Raw genomic sequence first — 24,614 nt, forward strand, 5'->3', positions numbered from 1 at the left:
AACTTTATCAGCCGCCACCATTTTAATTTTTTGCTAAAGAATTCGTGAGACGAATTACAGCAAGAACTCATGCAGTGCCGGGTCTTTGCGATCAAGGAAATGGGTGGAGCGGATACGGCGGATAGTGCGGGATTTACCGCGAATCAGCAGTGTCTCGGTGGTTGCCATGTTCCCTTTGCGATAAATGCCTTCCAGCAGATCACCTTTGGTAATGCCGGTGGCAGAGAAAATCACATTATCATTACGGGCCATATCACCCAGTAACAGCACTTTACCTGCCTCAATACCCATTGATTTGCAGCGCACCAGTTCTTCTTCACCAATGCGACGGTTGTCTTCGTTATCACCTTTTACTTGATGACGAGGTAGCAAACGGCCTTGCATATCACCATCCAGGGCGCGGATGACCGCCGCAGAAATCACTCCTTCAGGTGCTCCGCCGATGCAGTACATCACATCCACTTCACTTTCTGGCATGCAGGTTAGAATGGAAGCCGCAACATCGCCATCGGGGATAGCGAACACTTTGACACCCAGTTGCTGCATTTCGGCGATGATGCCGTCATGGCGCGGTTTAGCGAGCGTAATAACCGTTAAATCAGTCAATGGTTTATTCAGCTTGATAGCCACATTGCGCAAGTTGAGTTCCAGCGGCAGATTAAGGTCGATAGCGCCTTTCGCTCCGGGGCCAACCACCAGCTTTTCCATATACATATCCGGCGCATGTAAAAATGTGCCTTTATCTCCCACCGCCAGCACGGCCAGTGCATTAGCCTGACCCATTGCAGTCATACGGGTGCCTTCAATGGGATCTACCGCGATATCAACCGCATCGCCTTGGCCTGTGCCGACATTTTCGCCGATATACAGCATTGGAGCTTCATCGATTTCACCTTCGCCGATAACAATCTGCCCATCAATATTGACCTGATTGAGCATAATACGCATGGCCTTTACAGCAGCACCGTCGGCAGCATTTTTATCGCCCCGACCCAGCCACTTATAACCTGCCAGCGCGGCAGCTTCGGTGACACGGGAAAACTCGATGGCTAATTCACGTTTCATCATTAACCTGTTAATTGAGGTGGTATAGAAGAATGGAAGCCGGAATTCTACCACCTTTGTGACGTGAAGCCGCAAGAGTGTCTTTTGGTGAGGTGGGATTTTTCATAATAAAAACGCCCCATCGGGGGAGTGATGGGGCGTCGATTGCAAAAAACATTTCAGCATAAAACAGGCGAGCCGTTACTCTTCGTGCTCTTCCCACGCTTGGGCGCGGGCCACCGCTTTCTTCCAGCCTCTGTAGCGGAAATCACGCTCAGTAGTTTCTATTCCTGGGCGGAACTCACGCTCAATGGTGGCTTTGCTCTTCACTTCATCCAAATCATTCCAGAAGCCAGTTGCCAAGCCCGCCAGGAATGCGGCACCCAGAGCTGTACTCTCACGTACCTCTGGACGCTCAACACGCGTGCCAAGAATATCGGCCTGGAACTGCATCAGGAAGTTATTCGCCACCGCACCACCATCAACACGTAGCGATTTCAGGCGCTCACCGGAATCCGCTTGCATAGCATCCAGTACATCACGAGTCTGATAAGCAATAGATTCGAGTGTTGCACGGATGATGTGATTGCTGTTAACCCCACGGGTCAGGCCGAAAATTGCACCACGTGCATACGGGTCCCAATAAGGAGCTCCGAGGCCGGTGAAGGCCGGCACCACATACACGCCGTTGCTGTCTTTCACTTTGGTGGCGAAGTATTCAGAGTCATCAGCATCGCTGATAAGTTTCAGTTCATCACGCAACCATTGGATGGATGCACCGCCAATAAATACCGCACCTTCCAGTGCATAGTTAACTTCACCGCGAGGGCCGCAGGCGATGGTGGTTAGCAGACCATTCTTGGATTGAACTGCTTCTGTACCGGTGTTCATCAGCAGGAAGCAGCCGGTGCCGTAGGTATTTTTTGCCATCCCTGGTTGGACACAAAGCTGGCCAAACAGCGCGGCTTGTTGGTCACCGGCAATCCCGGCGATAGGAATACGAGTCCCTCCTTTACCACCAATGTTGGTCTGGCCGTAAACTTCTGAGGATGGGCGAACTTCAGGTAGCATAGAGCGCGGGATATTCAGCGCTTTCAGCATACGTTCATCCCACTCTTTGGTGCGGATATTAAACATCATGGTACGTGATGCGTTGGTGTAATCCGTTACGTGTACGCGGCCTTGCGTCATGTTCCACACTAGCCAGGTGTCAACAGTACCAAACAGTAACTCGCCGCGCTCAGCACGGTCACGCGCGCCTTCTACGTTATCAAGGATCCATTTCACCTTGGTGCCGGAGAAGTAAGGGTCGACCACCAGCCCAGTGTTGTGGCGGATATACTCTTCCAGCCCTTCTTTTTTCAGTTTTTCACAGATATCGGCAGTACGGCGGCATTGCCAGACAATGGCGTTATATACCGGTTTACCTGTTGTTTTGTCCCAGACAATGGTGGTTTCACGTTGGTTGGTGATACCGATGCCAGCAATTTCGTCAGAACTGATACCGGCTTTGGCTAGCACTTCGACCAATGTCGAGCTTTGGGTAGCCCAGATTTCCATTGGGTCATGCTCAACCCATCCTGCTTTTGGGTATATTTGCTCAAATTCGCGCTGAGATATACTCACGATATTGGCATTGTGATCCAACACCACAGCTCTGGAACTGGTGGTTCCTTGATCAAGTGCGACAATGTATTTCTTTTGAGTAGTATTTTCAGTTGTCATAATTAGCCTACTTTTAAGTTGCCGTTTATACCCACAATTCCAATTACAGTGGGTATATTCTTCCAGTATCTATTATTTACGCTTTGCGTTCTGTGGTCGTAACCGTGGTTTCTTCATCGTCAGCGACACATACATCGCATGGCAAATGGCGACCAATCAGGGCGCGATAACCGAATGCACCGACCAATGCGCCAACGATAGGCCCAAAGATTGGCACCAGGAAGTAAGGAATATCACGACCGCCAGTGAAGGCGATTTCGCCCCAGCCTGCAAAATAAGCAAATAGCTTTGGACCAAAATCACGAGCAGGGTTTAATGCGAACCCAGTCAGTGGCCCCATCGAACCGCCAATAACGGCAATCAAAATACCAATCAGCAGTGGCGCCAATGGGCCGCGTGGAATGCCGTTGCCATCATCAGTTAGCGCCAGGATCAGACACATCAAAATAGCGGTAATGACGGTTTCAACCAGGAAAGCCTGGAAAACAGAAATGTGCGGATTTGGATAAGTAGAGAAAATACCGGCCAGATTCAGACTCTCAACACTGCCACGTGCTATCTGATGAGTTTGTTCAAAATCGATAAACAGATTGTAGTAGAGGCCGAACACTAAGGCCGCGGCACAAAATGCCCCGGCAATCTGCGCCAAAATGTAGGGAATCACTTTGCGGCGATCGAAGCAGGCAAATAACCACAATGCAATGGTAACTGCCGGATTAAGATGAGCGCCTGAAATGGCAGCGGTTAAATAGATGGCCATGGCAACACCCAGGCCCCAGATAATACTAATTTCCCACTGCCCAAAACTGGCCCCAGCCAACTTTAATGCAGCGACACAGCCCACACCAAAAAAGATGAGTAGAGCAGTACCGAGAAACTCCGCGATACATTGGCCCTTCAAGGTCGAACTAGCGGTTTGGCTCATAGTAGATGTCCTAGAGACAGAGATTTATAGGGTATTTCTTATTTTTACCCTTCGAATTATAAAAGGGGTGATGTAAATTTATCGTTAACGAGCACAAACGAGAAATAGCGAAATCAAAATGTGTGTGGTACGTCATAAAAATGAGCGATTTCGCGTTATTCACGGCCGTTAAGGGACTTTAAAAGTGTGATCAGACCAGTGCTTTCTTCCTCAGTTGTTAAAGCCGTGTATAACTTTACAGGATTGGTCATCGGGATTTTTCAGTTTTTACTGATGGCTCTTGGCATGAAATTGCAACAGAGTGTGGTTTGTACCGGCATGGCGCTAGACAGGGGGGGGCTGGCTACATACAATCGCTTTACAAGGGCGGCGCTTTACAAGACCATCGTTTATCAAGCTGCGTCACTTGGGCGATGGGACGTCTAAAATAGAGTGCTTGTTGCACTTGTTTGATGGATATATAGCGCGATAAATAAGTATTCACAGCAGTTTCATTTATCGATAGTTGCTCCCGCTTATGTGGCAACTGAAGTTAACAATGATGACTGCGATCAAGAGATGTACGCCTTGCGACTCATAAGGGGACCGAAGAATGTCATTTGAAGTATTTGAGAAATTGGAAGTTAAAGTTCAGCAGGCGATTGATACCATCACTTTGTTACAGATGGAAATTGAAGAGCTGAAAGAGAAAAATAACACCCTGTCCCAAGAAGTTCAGGAAGCGGCTGGTGGTCGTGAAGCGCTAGTGCGCGAAAATGAGCAACTGAAACAAGAACAGCATGTGTGGCAGGATCGTCTGCGGGCACTGTTGGGAAAGATGGAAGAAGTCTGAGTGCCAGTTGGCTTAAAGTATCACCAACACGTTGTTAAAAGCCGCTAGTCATGTCGCCATTCCTGATCGGAAAGGCAAAAAGGGCGATATCAATATCGCCCTATCTAATGATTATTATCTGTGAATCAGAGGGATATTACTCAATATCCAAAGGTTCTTCTGACAAAATGATCCCGGTATTGTCTGCATACAAGTGGTCACCGGAGAAGAAAGTCACCCCGCCAAAATTAACGCGAATATCACTCTCACCAATACCCTCATCTGCAGCACCGACTGGAATTGCGGCCATCGCCTGGATACCAATATCCAATTCGGCCAGTTCATCAACCTGACGAACAGCGCCGTAAACAACGATGCCTTCCCACTCGTTTTTCAATGCTAAATCAGCAAGTTCAGCATTGATTAATGCACGGCGCACAGAGCCACCGCCATCGACAACTAAAACACGGCCAAGACCATTTTCTTCGAGTAGGTCAAACAACAAGCCGTTATCTTCGAAACATTTTACAGTGGTTATTTTGCCACCAAATGAAGTACGTCCGCCAAAATTGGAGAACAGTGGTTCTACCACATTTACCTCTTCATGATAGATATCACAGAGTTCGGAAGTATCATATTTCATAGGATTAACGTCTGGTTGCGGCTGGGATGCTAAGTATATCCCTTTCTGGCCGCTGTTGGCAAAATCATCAATTGTTAAATTTCTCCGGGCAGATTTTATCGACCACAACCCGGAGAAAAAAGAGGCGGGATTAACTCAACACCAGACCGATAGCAAACAGGATATTGGTTAGTAGTGCGGCTTTGACCATATGTTCGAGCATCGGGCGCATACCAGCGGCGGTAGGCTCACGCAGTACAAATAGCGCGTGTCTGGCTAACAAGGGAATCGCCAGAACAAAAATCCAACCTGCCCAGCTATGCAGATAAAGAATATTGAATAATGTCAGGCAGAAGATAGCCGCAATAATCAGCAGGACATGGTAATAACGTGCGACGACCGGGCCTAAACGCACTGCCAGTGTGTTTTTGCCATTTGCTTTGTCATTTTCGATATCGCGCAAATTATTAATATTCAAAACAGCGGTTGCCAGTAAACCACAAGCGGTAGCCGGTAGCATGACGATACTGTCAAAGTGGCCAGCCTGAAGATAGTAAGTCCCGGCGACACTTAACCAGCCGAAGAATACTAATACCGAGATATCACCTAACCCCATATAGCCATAGGGTTTGCTACCCACGGTGTAGGTAATTGCAGCCACAATTGCCATCAGCCCGAGCAGTAAAAAACCTAAAACGTCGCTGGGTTTTTCACAAGCCACGGCAATGAGTGCGATACCTGAGATAACGGTCAGACTCACCGTGATGATTAGCGCGACTTTCATCTGGTGACGCGTAATTATCCCTTTTTGCATACCGCGCAATGGCCCGATACGTTCTTCGGTATCACTGCCCTTAATCGCATCGCCATAATCATTGGCGAGATTGGACAAAATTTGCAGCAGGCCGGCGGTTAATAAGGCGAGCAATGCGACTGCCGGCTTGAAACTATCGAGCCAGACAGCCAGCGCTGAACCGGTAACGATAGAGGCAAAGGCCAGTGGCAATGTTCTTGGCCGCAGGCTTTCCAGCCAAGCCTGGGTCTGGCTGGTGCTGGTTAAGCGGGTATTAGTTGATTGGCTCATGTTCTGCTTCATTGTATAGGAGTCTGGTCCGCCCATATCGGCGAGTTAAAAACTTCAAAGCGATCATACGATAAAAATAAGAGTGGGAGGCAGCGCCTCCCACTCTTAATTTGGCGAACCATTTTATCCAGCAAAGGCTTATAAAGCGAATTATAGGATAAAACGACTCAGATCTTCATCTGCAACCAACTCATCCAGGTGCTTACCGACATATGCCGCATCAATAGTTATGGATTGACCATTACTCTCGCTGGCGTCATAAGAGATATCTTCCATTAGACGTTCCAGCACAGTATGCAAACGGCGTGCGCCGATATTTTCGGTGCGCTCATTAACCTGCCATGCCGCCTCAGCAATTTTACGGATACCTTCACGGGTAAACTCAACAGTCACCCCTTCAGTTGCCATCAGCGCTTTATACTGCTCAGTTAGTGAAGCACTCGGTTCGGTCAGAATGCGCTCAAAATCATCTGTTGTCAGGGCCTGCAATTCTACCCGAATTGGCAAACGACCTTGCAATTCAGGGATGAGGTCTGACGGACTGGAGACCTGGAATGCACCGGAGGCAATAAACAGGATATGGTCAGTTTTCACCATGCCGTGTTTAGTTGATACGGTGCAACCTTCCACCAATGGCAGCAAGTCACGCTGCACACCTTCGCGAGACACATCTGGGCCTGACGTTTGACCACGTTTACAGATTTTATCGATTTCGTCGATAAATACGATCCCGTGCTGCTCGACCGCATCAATCGCCTGCTGTTTCAGCTCTTCTGGATTAACCAGTTTCGCCGCTTCTTCCTCAATCAGCAGTTTAAATGCTTCTTTGATTTTGATTTTGCGCGGTTTTTGTTTTTGCCCAGCGATATTCTGGAACATGGATTGTAACTGATTAGTCATCTCTTCCATGCCCGGAGGAGCCATGATTTCGACGCCGACCGGTGCAGCCGCCAGATCGATTTCAATCTCTTTATCATCCAACTGACCTTCGCGCAGCTTCTTACGGAAGGCTTGACGTGTCGGCGATGGCTCTTGGGTCTCTTCCGGCTGGCCCCAGTTATTCTTGGCCGGCGGGATTAACACATCCAGAATACGTTCTTCGGCTAACTCTTCAGCCCGATAACGCATTTTTTCAATGGATTGATGACGAACCATTTTCACTGCTGCATCGGTCAGATCGCGGATAATAGAGTCCACTTCTTTACCAACATAGCCAACTTCGGTGAATTTGGTCGCTTCTACTTTGATGAAAGGTGCATTGGCCAGTTTTGCCAGACGGCGGGCAATTTCAGTTTTACCCACACCGGTTGGGCCGATCATCAGAATGTTTTTAGGGGTAACTTCATGGCGCAGCTCTTCGCTAAGCTGCATCCGACGCCAGCGGTTACGCAGGGCAATAGCTACTGCACGTTTAGCTTTATCCTGGCCGATAATATAGCTATCAAGTTCGCTGACGATTTCGCGTGGGGTCATTTCAGACATGTCACTCTATCCTTACGCTCTGTATGTTAATAACGTCTAGTACGTTAATTCTTCAATGGTTTGGAAGCGGTTGGTATAGATACAGATATCCCCCGCAATGCTCAGAGATTTCTCAACGATATCTCGTGCACCCAATTCGGTATTTTCTAGCAGCGCGCGCGCAGCAGACTGGGCATAAGGCCCGCCTGAGCCGATAGCAATCAGGTCATCTTCTGGCTGAACCACATCGCCGTTACCGGTAATGATGAGTGATGCCGTTTCGTCCGCGACTGCCAACAATGCCTCGAGTTTGCGTAACATGCGATCGGTGCGCCAATCTTTGGCTAACTCAACGGCAGCTTTAGTCAGGTGGCCCTGATGCATCTCCAGTTTGCGCTCAAATAGCTCAAACAGGGTAAAGGCATCAGCAGTACCGCCAGCAAAACCAGCAATGACTTTATTGTTATAAAGGCGGCGTACTTTTTTAGCATTGCCTTTCATTACGGTATTACCCAGAGTGACCTGGCCATCACCACCGATAACGACATGACCATTACGGCGTACACTTACAATTGTTGTCACGAGCGGACCCTCGTTGCAGACTGAATGAGTCCCCATACTGAATTCAGAAAAACAGTATGGGGTATATTGAGATTATAAATGGGGGAGGATTATGGCTTTTCAACCCCCAACAGCGAGGGGAATGCATCCTGATTGACCTGCGCCTTTCAAACGCTGTAAGGCTTTATCGGCCGCAGCCTTGGTGCTGTAAGGGCCGAGTACCACGCGATTCCAGCCACCGCCGGCGGTAATGCGGCTTTCGATGCCTTCGAATGCCAATTGGGCGCGAATAGATTCAGCCTGATCAGCGGCTTTGAATGAACCACATTGCACCATCCAGCGTTGTGCTTTTTCTTTCTCTTTTTCCGGCTTCGGCGGTGTTGCTGCCTGTGCGACCGGCGCAGTAGGTTGCTGTGTGCGCGGTGGCGTGACCTGCGGCTGTACTTGTACCTGTGGTGCCGGTATTGGCTGCGTCGTCGTCTGACGTGGCTGCGTTAAGGGTTGCTGCTGCATATTGGTGACCGGTGGTTTGATGGTCACTGCTGAACGTGGCACCGGCATCCCTTGGTTATACGGTACTTCTGAAAGCTGCGTCGGTTGCTGGCGCATATCCGCTTGCATCTGCTCAAGCAATTGGCGCTGCTCATTGGTCAGTTGTGTCTGAGAGTTGACTTCGCCACCAGCAGAGGGTTCAGTTGGTGTTGGCACACCAATTTGACGATTTTCCAACTCCTTAATATAACGCCAACGCTCTTCCGGTTTTGGCGGCAAGCCATTTCCGGTGCGCGGGTCATGGCTAGGCAGTAGCGGAAGCTCACCCGGTTTATTGTGGGTGATGAAATAAAGTCCACCAACAAATACCACTAATAGCGCGACGGCCAGTGCCATCACGGTTTTGGATACTGCTGGAGCACTGCGTTTTTTCCGGCTGGTGCTTTTGCGCCGCGCTCCTGAGCGCCCTCGGCTTACATAATCTCTTTGTGCCACTATCGTTTCGCTGCGTCGTGATGATGGAATAAGTCCGTCATGTTACTGAACCCTTGAATATTTGCCTAGCGTTTAGGCGCAGCAGTACTTTCCCTGATGATTAATTCGGTGTCTAACAAGCGGGAGCCACTTTGTACTGAATGCCCTTGTAACTGTTCAAGCAATAGTAGCATGGCTTGCTGACCAATTTGATAGCGTGGTTGTGCCACGGTGGTCAAGGGGGGATCGCAATACTGTGACAGTTTCAGGTCGTCGAAGCCGACCACTGAGATATCCTGCGGGACACGTAGCCCCATTCTCTTGGCCTGCCACATCGCCCCTATTGCCATGACATCATTGTGACAAAATATTGCTGTAGGGGGGTGAGGTAGCCCCATTAGAGTGGCAAAGGTTTCCGCTCCAGCCTCATAACTAAAATCACCGCGAATAATATAGTCACTGTCTATCGTAATACCATTACGGCGGAGCGCCTGGATATAACCCTGTAGCCGATATTGGCATAGAGGAAAATTCTCCGGCCCGGCAACACAGGCAATACGTTTGTGACCTAACTCATGCAGATAATTAACGGCTTCATAAGCGGCGGTCAGGTTATCGATATGTACGGTGGGCAGTTCCAGTTCTGGTGCAAACTCATTTGCCATCACCATCGGCGGTAAATTGCGTTGTTCTTCCTTGCTGGCATCAAACGGCAGGTTAGAGCCTAGCAGCAACATGCCATCAATTTGTTTGGTGATGATGAGATTAACAAAAGTTCGCTCTTGCTGGGTTTGTTGTGCGCAATCACCAATTAAGATCAGATAACCTTGTTGGGCTGCGGCATGTTCAATGCCCTGGATGATGTCAGCAAAAAAGGGGTCGCTGATATCTGGAACGATAACCAGAATAGTGCGCGACTCATTACGTTTAATATTGCGAGACAAAGCGTGAGGAGAGTAACCGACAGCCAGAACAGCTTGCTCCACTTTTTGCCGAGTCACTGTTGAAACCTTTTCCGGGTTCATCAATGCGCGCGATACCGTCGCAGTTGAAACACCTGCCATTTCGGCAACGTCTTTCATGGTGGCCATGGTGAATTCTTTCTTATGTTCCAACGCCTTTCTCCTTGCTCTGGCTCCGAGCCAGCACTCATGCTTAATGCAGGCTTTCCGTCATTCTATACAGATAGTGAGGGCAATTTGTTACCTAATTTGCATTAAAAGTGTGATGGAAGTGGAGTTTTTCGCACTAGCTCGCATAAAGCAGTGTAAACGATTGCTTTGTGATGCAGTTCTACGGCAAAAATTATTGGCGTTACAGCTAATATCGTGGTGGCATCAGCCGCTTAGCTGTCTATGGGGTCAACATCTAATGTCCACTTAACTTTCCGTGCCTGCGGCAAAGTATTGATCAGCGGCTGAGATGTTTTAATCAGTCGTTGCAGTAATTGCCGCGAGGGGTGCTGTAACAATAATTGCCAACGGAAGCGGCCACCTCGTTTTGCCTGTAATGCCGGAACCGGCCCCATAATCCATAATGCATCATCTTTCAACGGGCTGGCTTCCAGTAAATTACGCAATTGTTGCAAAAACAGTGCCGATTGCTGGTTATCGTGGTCTTCACTGCGCACGATGATATGGCTGGTATAAGGCGGTAAAAATACGCTTTTGCGCTCAGCTAGTGCTTGTTTGGCAAAGGCATCGTAGCCCTGTTGCAGCAGAATTTGCAGCAATGGATGCTCAGGGTGATGGGTTTGTAAGATGACCTCGCCTTGCTTACCCGCACGACCAGCACGGCCTGACACTTGCGTGTAGAGCTGCGCAAAGCGCTCTGCCGAACGGAAATCTGCCGAGAATAGTGCACCGTCGACATCCAGCAATGCCACCAGAGTCACATCGGGGAAGTGATGGCCTTTCGCCAGCATTTGGGTGCCAATCAATATCCGCGCTCCCCCTTGATGTACATCAGCCAGATGTTGTTCCAATGATCCTTTGCGGCTGGTGGTATCGCGGTCAATACGGGTGATCGGCGTATCTGGGAACAGCGGTGCCAACTCATTCTCTAACTGTTCAGTACCGACACCCACTGATACCAAATGAGTCGAGCCACATTTAGGGCATTGCTGTGGCACTGGGCGCTGACTGTCGCAGTGGTGGCAGCGCAATTGGCGGTAATTCTGGTGCAGGGTGTAATAGTGGTCACAGCGCTGACATTCTGCTATCCAGCCACACTCATGGCACAGCAGTGCTGGTGCATAACCCCGGCGGTTGAGGAACAGAATCACCTGATTGTCAGCCTGCAAATGGGTTTTCATCCGTTTTAGTAGCGGCTGAGACAGGCCGACTTTGAGTGGCAACCCTTTGAGATCTAACAAGTGCTGCACTGCCGGTTTGGCATTACCTGCTCGTTTCGATAGCGTTAACTGGCGATATTTACCCATTTGCACATTATGTAAGGTTTCCAGCGCGGGGGTTGCCGTCCCCATCACGATGGGAATGCCTTCTTCGCGCGCACGGAATACCGCTAAATCGCGGGCATGGTAACGCCAGCCTTCTTGCTGTTTATAGGAGCTATCATGCTCTTCATCAATAATGATGACGCCGAGACGGGAGAATGGTGTGAACAGCGCGGAGCGAGTCCCTATTACAATGGCGGCTTCACCGTTACGCGCACGTAGCCAGACGGATAAGCGCTCGCTGTCGTTTAAACCGGAATGGAGCACTTCAACTGGCGCATTGAAGCGCTCGCGAAAACGGGCGATAGTTTGTGGTGTTAGGCCTATTTCAGGAACCAAAACCAGCGCCTGACGGCCCTGCGCCAGAATATTTTCCAGCACACTGAGATAAACTTCGGTTTTACCCGAGCCAGTCACCCCGGCCAACAACCAGGCGGCAAACTGAGTATCTTCACTGCGAATCGCTCCGACGGCGGTGGCTTGCTCGGTATTGAGCCGCAGGCGTTCGCCCAACACGGAAAAGCCGTTGCGCCAGTCAGTGGTTGCCACTTCTTGCGCCCGCAGGTCAATTAGCCCTTTGCTACGCAATGCTTGCAGTGCGCTTTCTGTTAATGCCATTTCATTAACTTGATGGCGATAAACTGGCTTTTGTAATAATGCGGCCAGAGCTTGCTGCTGCTTAGGGGCGCGTTTTAAACTTTCCGGTGGTGTGGCACGACCTTGTTCGGTGGCAAACCATTGCCACAAGGGGGCTGACTGCGCGGGCTTTCCTTGACGCAATAGAATGGGCAAGGCATGGAACAGCACTTCGCCTATCGGATAATGATAGTACTCTGTTGCCCAACAAAGAATGCGCCACAGGCTGGGTGGAAATAAGCTGTCACCGTCCAGCACCGCATCAATAGCTTTGAGTTGTTCAAGGGGAAATGCACTGGTCTCGCTGATACCCACGACAATACCGATGGCGTTGCGTTTACCAAATGGCACACTGACGCGAGCACCTACTACCGGGCAGCCCATGGCACTGTCAAGGCGGTAGTCAAAGGTACGAGCCAGAGGAACGGGTAACGCCACTTGAACAACGGGCATGTGTTTTCATCCTGATAACTAAAGTTGGTCTAAATAAATACAATTGGCCTATACCCAAAATAATTCGAGTTGCAGGAAGGCGGCCAGCGAGAAAATCCCGATGAGCTTACATAAGTAAGTGACTCGGGTTATTGAGCACAGCCAACGCACATGCAACTTGAAGTATGACGGGTATAAATAAAGATTGAACAGTTTACACCGCATGCTACACAATGTGCGGATTCGATTGCGCGGCTTGGTCAAATTCTGTATTATTCGCCGCCTTTGATATAATTCGATATCAAATTCTGCTAACAACCGTTGTTTATTTTATCAGCGATTGTTCGTTAGCAATCAACTATTCGTTAACGATAAATTCTTATTTATCAATCGTGTGGTGTCTGGCGGAGTAGGGCTGGATAGCGACACGGCCTAAATATAGAGGTTTTCCATGAAAAAAGGTATCCACCCTAAATACGATTTAGTTACTGCTTCTTGCTCTTGCGGTAACGTTATCAAGATCAACTCTACTGTTGGTCATGACCTGAATCTGGACGTGTGCGGCGAATGCCACCCGTTCTACACTGGCAAGCAGCGTGATGTTGCGACCGGTGGCCGTGTTGACCGCTTTAACAAGCGTTTCAGCGTGCCGGGTGCTAAGAAGTAATTATTGCCCGTCAGACGAAAAAAAGGCCTCCAGGGGCCTTTTTTCATTTCTACTCTCAGATCCAGATTGGACCGGACGGTAGCTGGAAATCAATATTCCCAGGTATCGGGATCAACACCCAATTCACGCATTAAAATCTTCGCGGCTTCCGGGATTTCATCACTGCGTTCTTTGCGCAGATCTTCGTCATTCGGTAGCGGCTGACCGGTAAATGCATGCAAAAAAGCCTCACACAACAACTCACTGTTGGTGGCATGGCGCAGGTTATTCACCTGACGGCGAGTCCGTTCATCGGTGAGGATTTTTAAAACCTTCAGCGGAATGGATACCGTAATCTTTTTGACTTGCTCGCTTTTCTTACCGTGTTCAGCGTAAGGGCTGACATACTCGCCGTTCCACTCAGCCATGGGACACCTTAAATTTGTCGGAAAAATACAAAGTTCTGAAAACCGGCTAATTATGCCCGATCTTCGCTGTTCTCACTAAATAAATGTCAATTTTACTAGACTAATGTCACTGAAATAACCTTTTTTGCTATTTATTGATAGCTATTACCTTTCTATGCCATCTTTGTGGTTAAACAAATTCATGGTTAAACAAGGCACCACTGAAACCTGACTGACATCATAAGGATATCTAAAACCTCTATAATTTTAGCGGTTATTATCCCATTGCTCAATCTATACGCAAAGAAGTTTAGATGTCCAGATGTATTGACGTCCGTAATTTGTGCGTCTACTCTGGCGTAACATTTTCTCGATATCCGGTTGGTGGAAATCCATATGACGCGTAAACAGGCAACCATAGCAGTGCGTAGCGGGTTGAACGATGACGAGCAATACGGCTGTGTTGTCCCCCCGATTCACCTCTCCAGTACTTATAATTTTATCGATTTTAATCAGCCACGTGCCCATGACTATTCACGTCGCGGCAACCCGACACGCGATGTGGTACAGCGGGCATTGGCTGAGCTGGAAGGGGGTGCTGGTGCGGTAATGACCAGCAGCGGGATGTCGGCGATTCATTTGGTCTGCACCACCTTCCTTAAACCCGGCGATCTGCTGGTTGCTCCGCATGACTGTTACGGGGGTAGCTATCGTCTGTTTGACAGCTTAAGCAAGCGCGGCGCGTATCGGGTGCTGTTTGTTGACCAGGGCGATGACGTGGCATTGAGTCAGGCATTGGCTGAAAAACCCAAGCTGGTTTTGATTGAAACCCCGAGTAACCCGCTGTTGCGAGTGGTGGATATTGCCGCTATCTGTAAAGCCGCTCATGCCGTCGGTGCATTAACGGTTTGCGATAACACCTTCCTCAGCCCGGCGCTACAGCAGCCACTTGCTCTGGGGGCGGATCTGGTGGTGCATTCCTGTACCAAATATCTGAATGGTCATTCTGATGTGGTGGCGGGCGCGGTCATTGCCAAAGATCCTGAGTTGGCTGTCGAACTGGCGTGGTGGGCGAATAATATCGGCGTGACCGGTGCGGCATTTGACAGCTACTTGTTATTACGTGGGTTACGCACGCTGTCACCGCGTATGGCTCAACAGCAGCGTAACGCAGATGAAATTGTCCGCTATTTAGAGCAACAGCCTTTAGTGAAAAAGCTGTATCATCCTTCTCTGCCACAACATCCCGGCCACGAAATTGCTCGCCGTCAGCAGTCAGGTTTTGGTGCGATGCTCAGTTTTGAGCTTGATGGTGATGAGCAGGTATTGCGTCGTTTCCTCTCTGCCCTTGAATTATTTACCCTGGCAGAGTCTTTGGGAGGCGTTGAAAGCCTGATTTCCCATGCCGCGACCATGACCCATGCCGGTATGGCGCCAGAAGCGCGCACGGCCGCCGGTATTACTGATAGTTTATTGCGAATTTCCGTGGGTATCGAAGACAGCGAAGATTTGATTGCCGATTTGGAAAATGCTTTCCAGTTGGCGAGACCGAGGTAAGTATGAATGCAACAGCGGTAGCAGCGGCGGTGACCGGCCGTCAACTGCATAAATTTGGTGGTAGTAGTCTTGCGGATGTGAAGTGTTACCTGCGGGTGGCCAATATTATGGCCAACTACAGTCATCCCGGCGACCTTATGGTGGTGTCTGCGGCGGGTAGCACCACTAACCAGCTGATTAGCTGGTTGAAACTCAGTCAAACTGACCGGCTTTCTGCTCATCAGGTGCAGCAAAACTTGCGTCGTTACCAACATGACCTGATTAGTGGTTTATTGTCACCAGAAATGGCTGAGCCGTTAATTAGTGAATTTATTCATGATTTGGAACGGCTGGCTGGCCTGTTGGACAACAAAGTCGATGATGCAATCTATGCCGAAGTGGTTGGTCATGGTGAGATTTGGTCGGCCCGACTGATGTCTGCGGTATTGAACAAACTCGATATGGATGCCGACTGGCTCGATGCTCGCAGTTTCCTGCGTGCTGAACGCGCGGCACAGCCACAAATCGATGAAGGTCGTTCATATCCGTTGTTGCAGCAATTAATGGCACAACACCCACACCAACGTCTGGTGGTGACGGGGTTTATTTCGCGCAATAACGCCGGTGAAACAGTGTTGTTGGGGCGTAACGGCAGTGACTACTCGGCCACTCAGGTCGGGGCGCTGGCAGGGGTCGAACGTGTTACCATCTGGAGTGATGTGGCGGGGGTATACAGTGCTGACCCGCGCAAAGTTAAAGATGCCTGTTTGTTACCTTTACTGCGGCTGGATGAAGCCAGTGAACTGGCTCGGTTGGCAGCGCCGGTACTGCATACCCGCACCCTACAGCCGGTTTCCGGCAGCGATATTGATTTACAACTGCGCTGTAGCTATCAGCCAGAACAGGGTTCAACCCGTATTGAGCGGGTGCTGGCTTCAGGGTCAGGTGCCAAAATTGTCACCAGCCATGATGATGTCTGCCTGATCGAATTACAGATTGCCGGCCACCATGATTTCTCGCTGGCACAGAAAGAGATTGATTTGCTGCTCAAACGCGCGCAAATCAAGCCGCTGGCTACCGGTATTCATCCTGATCGTAATCTATTGCAACTTTGCTATACCTCCGAAGTGGTTAACAGCGCATTAAGAGTGCTGGAGGATGCCACGCTGCCGGGGAAATTATCCCTGCGCGAGGGGTTGGCTCTGGTCGCTTTGGTCGGCGCTGGGGTTTGCAAGAACCCTTTGCATAGCCACCGTTTCTATCAACAACTGAAAGATCAGCCAGTTGAGTTTATTTGGCAGGCGGAAGACGGCATCAGTATGGTTGCGGTGTTGCGTCTCGGGCCGACTGAGCACTTGATTCAGGGCTTACACCAATCACTGTTCCGCGCCGAGAAGCGCATTGGTTTGATGCTGTTTGGTAAAGGTAATATCGGTGCTCGCTGGTTGGAGCTATTTGCCCGTGAGCAGAAGAATATCTCAGCTCGCAGTGGTTTTGAGTTCGTGCTAGCCGGTGTGGTAGATAGCCGCCGTAGTTTGTTGAGTTATGACGGGCTGGATGCGAGTCGGACACTGGCATTTTATGATGATGAGGCCAAAGAGCAGGATGAAGAATCCTTGTTCTTGTGGATGCGTGCACACCCATTTGATGATTTGGTGGTGTTGGATGTGACCGCCAGTGAGTCACTTGCCGAGCAGTATCTGGATTTCGCCAGCTATGGTTTCCATGTTATCAGCGCCAATAAATTAGCCGGAGCCTCCAGCAGCAATAATTACCGCCAAATCCGTGATGCTTTTGCCAAAACCGGCCGCCACTGGTTGTATAACGCCACGGTGGGCGCGGGGTTACCGGTGAACCATACCGTGCGCGATTTACGTGATAGCGGTGACAGTATTCTGGCGATCAGCGGTATTTTCTCGGGCACTCTGTCTTGGTTATTCCTGCAGTTTGATGGCACCGTGCCCTTTACCGAGCTGGTGGATCAAGCCTGGCAACAGGGCTTGACCGAACCCGATCCGCGTGTCGATCTCTCCGGGCAAGACGTGATGCGTAAGCTGGTGATTTTAGCTCGTGAAGCCGGTTACGACATTGAACCGAATCAGGTGCGGGTGGAATCGCTGGTGCCAGCCGGTGCCGATGTTGGATCGGTGGATCAATTCTTTGAGAATGGCGAGGCATTGAATCAGCAAATGATTCAGCGCTTAGAAGCCGCTAATGAAATGGGTCTGGTGCTCCGCTACGTCGCGCGCTTTGATGCCAATGGTAAGGCGCGAGTGGGCGTTGAGGCAGTACGTGCTGATCATCCATTGGCTTCCTTGTTGCCGTGCGATAACGTTTTTGCCATCGAGAGCCGTTGGTATCGCGATAACCCATTGGTTATTCGTGGCCCAGGGGCCGGGCGTGATGTCACCGCCGGTGCCATTCAGTCTGATTTAAACCGGCTAGCCCAGTTGTTGTAACGAACGCGATATTAACCTGAAATAAACAGACGCCCGAAGCAATTAATCGGGCGCTTGTTGACTTTGTTATTTGAACAATAACATATCGGACAAATAAACATCATTTCTTAGTATGGCATGCTTATCTGGGGCAGATAATAATAAGTTTACCGTGTGTCTGTCTTGGGATTTGACATGCTGGTCAACCCATTTGGTTAGATGTACTTTATTTATCGCACTCATTTTTTGAGGATTTCTGGCCCAGGTAGGCGATATAATTGTATTTCTCAGTCCCTTTGATTTAGAGGTTGCAGCGATGAATGTGAGTAAAAAAGCATATTCATCAGCTGATTTTAAGTATTTCACTACATCTTTGTTATTTGAAAGTTCAGAGTGTTTATCATAAATATTATGTAGTAAATCAGAAGTAATATAATGCTTTGTATATATACATGGCTCACCATATATTTTGAATTTTACTGTTGAGTGGTTGCTGTGAGTATCTTTTGATATTCTGTCTTCAACATCAATAAAATTAATCTGTTTACCATCATAGGTAGTATTTTCTGGTTTGATATCTCTTAGATAACCGTTTTGTTTATGTAGTGTCTTTAAGTCATTGACGGCATTCTTAAACGCCTCGCAAGGGATTATGTTTCCACACTTTATATATTTTGAAACACAAATTCCGGCATTGGCAGCAATGATCAGCTTTGTGCTAACGGCCAGCCCAGTCTTAATACTACGTATATTGTTTATATCATTGAAGTTATTATCTGTTTCAAACCGATCACTTATATCGACTGGTTCCAGCGCGACAAAACGGTGATCTTTTCTGGTAAGTGTTTTAAAACTGCCGTTTTCCACACCAACAGATATCTCATTAGGTTTATATACGATAGGATGGTCTTTATTTCTACTGTGGTAGTATTCTCTATTATAAATGGATTTATCATTGCCTTTATAGGTTGTTTTTATAAATCCTTTATTGGTGTAAAGGCCATTTTCCTCCATGTTCTCCAATTTTTTCAAATGAACTCTAAAATAGTGTTTAATTTTATTTGCTGAAATGACCTCTTTGCTATTGATATTACTATCTTTATCTAAATGTTTTTGCGGCACATTCAATTCAAAATTGTTTTTTTCACAAATTTTAGTTATTGTTTTAGATAAAATTAACGGGTTTTTCTGGAATTTTCCTTGTATTTTATTTTGTTGGACGATCGCCGGTAGATGTTTTGCAAGTCTATTATAGAACTGAATACGCTCTCTAACGTTCATAATAACTCCCTTTAAATATATCTAATAATTCACAACAGTATTCCAGCATGACATATAGGCAATATTCGTGAATATAATAAAACGAGGATTGAATGAACAATTAATAGCAATAAAAGAGAAACCCAAAGATAATAAATTGATAAATAAGAAATTTTATTAAAAGGAACTGCACATGAATCTCCCTCATGTTGTAGGTGAATACTCATCATCACGCCAGACTTATTTAACAGTTGACTCTTTAACCAACTTCGTTCATCTTGCTATTTAGACGTCTAAACGTATAGACGCTTATAAAATGACAGATAACATAAGTCGTCAAAATGATGACAATAGGCAATGGGGTAACAGGGTATGAGTTTTTTCCACGCAAACCAGCGGGAAGCGCTGAATCAAAGTTTGGCAGAGCTGCAAGGCCAGATTAATGTTTCTTTTGAGTTTTTCCCGCCGCGTACCAGCGAGATGGAAGAGACCCTGTGGAGCTCAATTGACCGCCTGAGCACGTTGAAACCAAAATTTGTCTCGGTGACTTATGGTGCTAACTCCGGTGAGCGTGATCGTACCCACAGCATCATCAAAGGGATTAAAGAGCGCACCGGGCTTGAAGCCGCGCCGCATCTGACCTGCATTGATGCCTCTCCTACCCAGCTACGTGAGATTGCGACCGATTACTGGAACAGCGGTATTCGCCATATCGTGGCGCTGCGCGGTGATTTACCGCCCGACAGCGGCAAGCCGGAGATGTATGCTTCTGATTTGGTCGGTTTATTAAAGGACGTGGGTGATTTTGATATCTCCGTTGCCGCTTACCCAGAAGTACATCCCGAAGCCAAAAGCGCGCAAGCTGATCTGATTAATCTGAAACGCAAAATTGATGCCGGGGCTAACCGCGCTATCACTCAGTTTTTCTTTGATGTGGAAAGTTACCTGCGTTTTCGTGACCGCTGTGTAGCGACCGGTATTGATGTTGAGATTGTGCCGGGTATCTTGCCAGTATCTAACTTTAAACAGCTCCAGCGCTTCGCCACCATGACCAATGTGCGGGTGCCTAATTGGATGACCACTATTTTTGAAGGGCTGGATAACGACCCTGAAACGCGCAAAATGGTCGGTGCATCAGTAGCGATGGATATGGTGAAGATTCTTAGCCGCGAAGGGGTGAAGGATTTCCATTTCTATACCCTCAATCGTGCAGAATTGAGTTATGCGATTTGTCATACGCTGGGGGTAAGGCCGTAATTAAAATGATTAAAGTAGTTAGCAGTATTATAAGTCCTGTCGTTAATTTTTAATTTAATGATTAGAGTTTGCTTTACTCCCCCCCTTGAAGGCCAGCAAGTTACGGGCCGCTATCTGCAAAGTAATGATAAAGATAGCGGTTTGTGTCTGGCTTTTCTATACAAAGACTCCCCCGCTGCCGTTATTAAAAAACCTTAAATCCATAGAGTGAGTGAATCGTTTTATTAAAGTTTTGTTTGAGTCTGCCTCTTATAATCGCGGTAACTAGAAAATTATTTATAGCTGCCTGCTTCTTGCGGGAAGCTCTTAACAGGAACTTTATCGATGAATATAAGTAGCACAAGTAAAAGCAGCGGACTGATCAATACCGCTAAACTGCCAGATAAAGAGGCGTTAATTAAACAAGAAAACAGGTTGGGTGCTTGCATAAAGAGTGTCACACATGCGATAGCAACTCTTACAAAAGAAATTAGCACCTCGCAGAGTGATATTAAGAAGAATAACTCTTTTTTGACAAGTCTGAAGGGTATTGCAAACAAACATGGTAATGATGCCAACATCCGCTTTAAAAACGATCATTTTAAGTTTGGGCAGGGAAGCAATTTTCTGAAAAACTTGATAAATGGCGGCCGTTACAAACTTGAACAACAAGCGGCAGCTAGCAAATTGGAGGTGAAGGGAAGTGCAGTTTCTGCTGGCATCGGCATGTCAGCTCTTTCACAATTAATTGGTAACAAGACTGAAAGTGTGGCTTCTTCCCAGACTAAGAGAACAGATAATCAAACCAAACTTAGTCAGTTGACGACGGAGAAGGCAGATATCGGTAAGCAAATAGATGCTATTGAGACAGCTGAAGTCAATGCGGAAAAACTAGCTAAAGAACATAAAGAGCTCCGTAATAATTTTTCTATGGTTTATCAGAGTAATGAAGGTTGCGGAGCTATTAATGCCGAAGCTCGCTATCAGTTTGGTAGTGCGAACCAGCCTGTAAAACTAAATGGAAACAAAGTAATAGCTGAGTATGTAAAAACACACGGTGATAGCATCTTCAGTGGGGGGAATGCACCGATCAAATCGGCCATACAGTTCCATTGCTCTAATTTATCCACGCTGGTCAAGGACGTTGCTAAGGCTTGGTATACCCCAACTGACACCAAGACTACATCTCACCGTGGGCAGGGAATGACTCAAGATGGGATTAATAAGTTAATTACTCAATTCAAGAATGATAGTGCGGGATCTGTATATAAATTGGGACAGTTCTTCTCCACTTCAAAAGATGTGGGTGTTGCTAAGGATTTCGCTGACCGAACCGGGGATAGCGTCAAGATCATGTTCGAAGTTAAAGGTAATAGTGGTAGGGGAATAGTGGTATCAAATGGGTTGAAGTTTGAAAATAACGAACGTGAAGTACTGTATTCTCCATTGGCCTGTTTTGCTGTCACTAATATTAAGGGGAACGACTCCAAAGGCTATACCATTAAGCTCAACGAAGTTGGGCAAGATACTAAGGCTAAGTTGTTGCCGTACTGATTTCTTATTACATTGTTTTATTATAAAAAGGCAAAACGGGCACTCGGCCCGTTTCTGTCTTTTTATATCGTGCGATTGGCGACTAGCCGGTATTGCGCATCCCTGCTGCTACCCCAGCAATGGTCACCATCAATGCTTGCTCAACACGGGCATCTGCGGCATTTTCTTGCTGGCGCGAACGGTGCAACAGCTCCGCTTGCAACACGTTTAGTGGGTCGGTATAGACATTACGCAGTGCAATCGACTCAGCAATCCACGGCAAATCCGCCATCAAGTGATCATCGTTGGCAATGGCCAGCACCACTTTAATATCAGATGCCAGTTGGTCGCGTAATTGCTGGCCTAACGGCCACAATGATTTATCCACCAGACGCTGATCGTAATATTCAGCCAGCCACAAATCGGCTTTGGCAAACACCATTTCCAGCATACCGATACGGGTTGAGAAGAACGGCCAGTCACGACACATGGTGGCTAATACTTCTTTCTTACCGGCATCGATGGCTTTCTGCAAACCGGCACCGGCACCCAGCCAGGCGGGTAACATCAGGCGGTTTTGGGTCCAGGCAAAGATCCACGGAATAGCACGCAGGCTTTCTACCCCGCCATTCGGACGGCGTTTGGCTGGGCGTGAACCCAATGGCAGCTTGCCCAATTCCAGTTCAGGGGTGGCGGCGCGGAAGTAAGGAACGAACTGTGGATTCTCACGAACATAGCCGCGATACATCTCACAAGAGGCATCAGACAGAATATCCATCACCTCATTCCACTCTTTCTTCGGTTCCGGCGGCGGTAACAAATTGGCTTCCAGCACCGCACTGGCATACAGGGCCAGACTGCTGATGGTGACTTCCGGCAGACCAAACTTAAAGCGAATCATCTCACCTTGTTCGGTGACGCGTAAGCCGCCTTTCAGGCTGCCCGGAGGCTGAGAAAGCAGCGCGGCGTGTGCAGGAGCACCACCACGGCCGATAGAACCGCCGCGACCATGGAACAGTGTCAGGGAGATACCGGCTTTCTCACAGGTTTTGATTAATGCATCCTGCGCGCGATATTGCGCCCAGGACGCCGCCATCACACCGGCATCTTTCGCTGAGTCAGAATAGCCAATCATCACCATCTGCTTGCCTTGGATCAGGCCGCGATACCAGTCGATATTCAGTAGCTGGGTCATCACGTCATCGGCATTGTTCAGGTCATCGAGCGTTTCGAACAATGGCGCGACTGGCAGAGTGAATGGGCAACCGGCTTCTTTCAGCAGCAAATGCACCGCCAGCACATCCGATGGCACTTTTGCCATGGAAATCACATAAGCGGCGATAGAACCTTGCGGCGCTTCGGCAATCACCCGACAGGTTTCCAGCACTTCTTGGGTATCGGCACTGGGTTCCCATTTCAGCGGAACCAGTGGGCGCTTGGAATTCAGTTCGCGGATCAGGAAGGCTTGTTTGTCCGCTTCAGACCAGCTTTCATAATCACCGAGGCCCAGATAGCGGGTCAGTTCAGCAATAGCATCGGTATGACGGGTGCTTTCCTGACGCACATCGATACGCACCAATGGCACACCAAAGCAGCGCACACGGCGCAAGGTATCGAGTAACTGGCCGTTGGCGATAATCTCCATGCCACAGGCTTTCAGGGATTGATAACAGGCGTATAGCGGATCCCACAGTTGGTCATTGCTGACCAGTAAATCCGTTGGCGGTAATACGCGCTCGCCCTTCAGGCGTGCTTCCAGATAAGCCTGAGTATTGGTCAACTGAGTGCGCACGCGCTTCATCAGCTCACGATAAGGTTCGAGCACCTCTTCGCCGCCTGCCAATTCACGCAGTTCCGGCGTACATTCCGACATGGAAAGCTCTGACACCAATACCTGAATATCACGTAGGAACAAATCGGTCGCTTTCCAGCGGCTCAGTAATAGCACATGGCGGGTAATTTCAGCGGTGACATTCGGGTTACCGTCACGGTCGCCACCCATCCATGAAGTGAAGCGGATCGGCACCGCTTCTACCGGCAAGCGGTAATCGAGAGAGTTTTGCAACTGCTCGTTAAATTCACGCAGGAAAGCTGGCACACCTTCCCATAAGCTGTTTTCAACCACCGCAAAGCCCCATTTGGCTTCATCAACCGGGGAGGGGCGAATTTTACGAATTTCATCAGTATGCCATGATTGTGCGACTAATTGCCGCAAACGACGCATGATCTTGTTGCGTTCGTAATCGGCTAAATCATTGTGATCCAACTGGCTCAGGCAGGTATTCACTTCGACCAGTTTATGAATCAGGGTACGGCGGGTAATTTCGGTTGGGTGAGCGGTCAATACCAGTTCAATGGATAACTCATCAACCGCGCTGCGCATGTCTTGCTCGCTCAGCTTTTTGTCTTTTAAGCGGGTGAATAGTTGGGCCAGAGCTTCCGGGTTACTTGCGGCTTCGCCATGCGGTGAAATGCTGTGATATTGCTCTGCCGTATTCGTCAAATTGAGGAATTGGCTAAAAGCACGGGCGACCGGCAGCAGTTCGTCGTTGGATAAATTTTGCAGCGTTGTCAGCAGTTCCTGACGGCTCGCTTCATTACCGGCACGCGAAGATTTGGATAATTTACGGATGGTTTCTACTTTTTCAAGGATGTGTTCACCGAGCGCTTCCTTGATGGTGTCCCCGAGTAGCGTACCGAGCATACTGACGTTACTTCGCATTGCGGAATATTGTTCGTTCATATGATTTCTTTTAGTACCCTTCGTAACTTGATGAGTATGTAAATTAATTTCACCCAAGACGCTGAGATGGAAAAATCCACTCGCCACATTCAA

At 48.4% G+C, this 24,614-nt stretch carries 19 protein-coding genes; 6 read left to right on the forward strand and 13 right to left on the reverse strand.

The genetic code is table 11. The annotated features are described in order from the left end of the window. Positions 1-54 precede the first annotated feature (54 nt). From glpX to FTB31_RS21280, 3 genes are all read right to left on the reverse strand, one after another. Positions 55-1,065: a class II fructose-bisphosphatase gene (gene glpX, locus FTB31_RS21270; protein WP_011815289.1), complete on the reverse strand. Its 1,011-nt coding sequence runs from the start codon at positions 1,063-1,065 to the stop codon at positions 55-57. Between the two features lie 180 nt (positions 1,066-1,245). Next, positions 1,246-2,769, reverse strand: coding sequence for a glycerol kinase GlpK (gene glpK, locus FTB31_RS21275; protein ID WP_050076952.1), 1,524 nt, complete (start codon positions 2,767-2,769; stop codon positions 1,246-1,248). A gap of 76 nt (positions 2,770-2,845) precedes the next feature. After that, on the reverse strand, positions 2,846-3,694 hold the full coding sequence (locus FTB31_RS21280) for an MIP/aquaporin family protein (protein ID WP_050076953.1): 849 nt from the start codon (positions 3,692-3,694) through the stop codon (positions 2,846-2,848). Positions 3,695-4,286: 592 nt separating this feature from the next. Here FTB31_RS21280 and zapB point away from each other — a divergent pair. Next, the gene (gene zapB, locus FTB31_RS21285; protein ID WP_004392238.1) at positions 4,287-4,526 is read left to right on the forward strand and encodes a septal ring assembly protein ZapB; all 240 of its coding nucleotides are present in this window, start codon (positions 4,287-4,289) and stop codon (positions 4,524-4,526) included. 136 nt (positions 4,527-4,662) lie between these two features. Here zapB and rraA read toward each other — a convergent pair whose 3' ends face one another. From rraA to priA, 7 genes are all read right to left on the reverse strand, one after another. Next, positions 4,663-5,148 (reverse strand): ribonuclease E activity regulator RraA, encoded by a 486-nt coding sequence (gene rraA, locus FTB31_RS21290; protein ID WP_038637991.1) that lies wholly within the window; start codon positions 5,146-5,148, stop codon positions 4,663-4,665. 130 nt (positions 5,149-5,278) lie between these two features. Next, positions 5,279-6,211, reverse strand: coding sequence for a 1,4-dihydroxy-2-naphthoate polyprenyltransferase (locus FTB31_RS21295; protein WP_050076954.1), 933 nt, complete (start codon positions 6,209-6,211; stop codon positions 5,279-5,281). Between the two features lie 150 nt (positions 6,212-6,361). Further along, a complete protein-coding gene (gene hslU, locus FTB31_RS21300; RefSeq protein ID WP_050076955.1) occupies positions 6,362-7,693 on the reverse strand; it encodes an HslU--HslV peptidase ATPase subunit in 1,332 nt (443 codons plus the stop codon). A gap of 36 nt (positions 7,694-7,729) precedes the next feature. Next, a complete protein-coding gene (gene hslV, locus FTB31_RS21305) occupies positions 7,730-8,254 on the reverse strand; it encodes an ATP-dependent protease subunit HslV (RefSeq protein ID WP_004714422.1) in 525 nt (174 codons plus the stop codon). A gap of 99 nt (positions 8,255-8,353) precedes the next feature. Further along, positions 8,354-9,220 (reverse strand): cell division protein FtsN, encoded by an 867-nt coding sequence (gene ftsN, locus FTB31_RS21310; protein WP_050076956.1) that lies wholly within the window; start codon positions 9,218-9,220, stop codon positions 8,354-8,356. A gap of 65 nt (positions 9,221-9,285) precedes the next feature. Continuing rightward, positions 9,286-10,314: a DNA-binding transcriptional regulator CytR gene (gene cytR / locus FTB31_RS21315; protein WP_050076957.1), complete on the reverse strand. Its 1,029-nt coding sequence runs from the start codon at positions 10,312-10,314 to the stop codon at positions 9,286-9,288. Between the two features lie 230 nt (positions 10,315-10,544). Continuing rightward, positions 10,545-12,743 (reverse strand): primosomal protein N', encoded by a 2,199-nt coding sequence (gene priA, locus FTB31_RS21320; protein ID WP_227722153.1) that lies wholly within the window; start codon positions 12,741-12,743, stop codon positions 10,545-10,547. Positions 12,744-13,173: 430 nt separating this feature from the next. Here priA and rpmE point away from each other — a divergent pair, with 430 nt between their 5' ends. Beyond that, positions 13,174-13,389: a 50S ribosomal protein L31 gene (rpmE, locus tag FTB31_RS21325; protein ID WP_019080282.1), complete on the forward strand. Its 216-nt coding sequence runs from the start codon at positions 13,174-13,176 to the stop codon at positions 13,387-13,389. An 89-nt stretch (positions 13,390-13,478) separates the two neighbouring features. On the opposite strand, the gene metJ is transcribed toward rpmE, so the two are convergent. Next, positions 13,479-13,796: a met regulon transcriptional regulator MetJ gene (gene metJ, locus FTB31_RS21330; protein WP_004392248.1), complete on the reverse strand. Its 318-nt coding sequence runs from the start codon at positions 13,794-13,796 to the stop codon at positions 13,479-13,481. A 375-nt stretch (positions 13,797-14,171) separates the two neighbouring features. Between metJ and metB the strand changes: the two genes are divergently transcribed. Together metB and FTB31_RS21340 are read left to right on the forward strand one after the other, a co-directional pair. Then, on the forward strand, positions 14,172-15,332 hold the full coding sequence (gene metB / locus FTB31_RS21335) for a cystathionine gamma-synthase (RefSeq protein WP_019084396.1): 1,161 nt from the start codon (positions 14,172-14,174) through the stop codon (positions 15,330-15,332). A 2-nt stretch (positions 15,333-15,334) separates the two neighbouring features. After that, on the forward strand, positions 15,335-17,770 hold the full coding sequence (locus tag FTB31_RS21340; protein WP_077175582.1) for a bifunctional aspartate kinase/homoserine dehydrogenase II: 2,436 nt from the start codon (positions 15,335-15,337) through the stop codon (positions 17,768-17,770). 66 nt (positions 17,771-17,836) lie between these two features. On the opposite strand, the gene FTB31_RS21345 is transcribed toward FTB31_RS21340, so the two are convergent. Continuing rightward, entirely contained in the window at positions 17,837-19,030 is a 1,194-nt protein-coding gene (locus tag FTB31_RS21345; RefSeq protein WP_077295676.1) for a hypothetical protein, read from the reverse strand. Between the two features lie 351 nt (positions 19,031-19,381). Here FTB31_RS21345 and metF point away from each other — a divergent pair, with 351 nt between their 5' ends. Both metF and FTB31_RS21355 read left to right on the forward strand, forming a co-directional pair. Beyond that, entirely contained in the window at positions 19,382-20,266 is an 885-nt protein-coding gene (gene metF, locus FTB31_RS21350) for a methylenetetrahydrofolate reductase (protein ID WP_050076960.1), read from the forward strand. A 324-nt stretch (positions 20,267-20,590) separates the two neighbouring features. Further along, entirely contained in the window at positions 20,591-21,799 is a 1,209-nt protein-coding gene (locus FTB31_RS21355; RefSeq protein WP_227724010.1) for an ADP-ribosyltransferase domain-containing protein, read from the forward strand. A gap of 82 nt (positions 21,800-21,881) precedes the next feature. On the opposite strand, the gene ppc is transcribed toward FTB31_RS21355, so the two are convergent. Then, entirely contained in the window at positions 21,882-24,521 is a 2,640-nt protein-coding gene (gene ppc, locus FTB31_RS21360) for a phosphoenolpyruvate carboxylase (RefSeq protein ID WP_077175584.1), read from the reverse strand. Positions 24,522-24,614 lie beyond the last annotated feature (93 nt).

Source organism: Yersinia proxima, assembly GCF_902170785.1.
GTDB lineage: Bacteria > Pseudomonadota > Gammaproteobacteria > Enterobacterales > Enterobacteriaceae > Yersinia > Yersinia proxima.

Bases quoted from the DNA above. Each gene is read 5' to 3' on its own strand.
- glpX (WP_011815289.1), bottom strand. From the start codon at position 1,065: ATGAAACGTGAATTAGCCATCGAGTTTTCCCGTGTCACCGAAGCTGCC.
- glpK (WP_050076952.1), bottom strand. From the start codon at position 2,769: ATGACAACTGAAAATACTACTCAAAAGAAATACATTGTCGCACTTGAT.
- FTB31_RS21280 (WP_050076953.1), bottom strand. From the start codon at position 3,694: ATGAGCCAAACCGCTAGTTCGACCTTGAAGGGCCAATGTATCGCGGAG.
- zapB (WP_004392238.1), top strand. From the start codon at position 4,287: ATGTCATTTGAAGTATTTGAGAAATTGGAAGTTAAAGTTCAGCAGGCG.
- rraA (WP_038637991.1), bottom strand. From the start codon at position 5,148: ATGAAATATGATACTTCCGAACTCTGTGATATCTATCATGAAGAGGTA.
- FTB31_RS21295 (WP_050076954.1), bottom strand. From the start codon at position 6,211: ATGAGCCAATCAACTAATACCCGCTTAACCAGCACCAGCCAGACCCAG.
- hslU (WP_050076955.1), bottom strand. From the start codon at position 7,693: ATGTCTGAAATGACCCCACGCGAAATCGTCAGCGAACTTGATAGCTAT.
- priA (WP_227722153.1), bottom strand. From the start codon at position 12,743: ATGCCCGTTGTTCAAGTGGCGTTACCCGTTCCTCTGGCTCGTACCTTT.
- rpmE (WP_019080282.1), top strand. From the start codon at position 13,174: ATGAAAAAAGGTATCCACCCTAAATACGATTTAGTTACTGCTTCTTGC.
- metJ (WP_004392248.1), bottom strand. From the start codon at position 13,796: ATGGCTGAGTGGAACGGCGAGTATGTCAGCCCTTACGCTGAACACGGT.
- metB (WP_019084396.1), top strand. From the start codon at position 14,172: ATGACGCGTAAACAGGCAACCATAGCAGTGCGTAGCGGGTTGAACGAT.
- FTB31_RS21340 (WP_077175582.1), top strand. From the start codon at position 15,335: ATGAATGCAACAGCGGTAGCAGCGGCGGTGACCGGCCGTCAACTGCAT.
- FTB31_RS21345 (WP_077295676.1), bottom strand. From the start codon at position 19,030: ATGAACGTTAGAGAGCGTATTCAGTTCTATAATAGACTTGCAAAACAT.
- metF (WP_050076960.1), top strand. From the start codon at position 19,382: ATGAGTTTTTTCCACGCAAACCAGCGGGAAGCGCTGAATCAAAGTTTG.
- FTB31_RS21355 (WP_227724010.1), top strand. From the start codon at position 20,591: ATGAATATAAGTAGCACAAGTAAAAGCAGCGGACTGATCAATACCGCT.
- ppc (WP_077175584.1), bottom strand. From the start codon at position 24,521: ATGAACGAACAATATTCCGCAATGCGAAGTAACGTCAGTATGCTCGGT.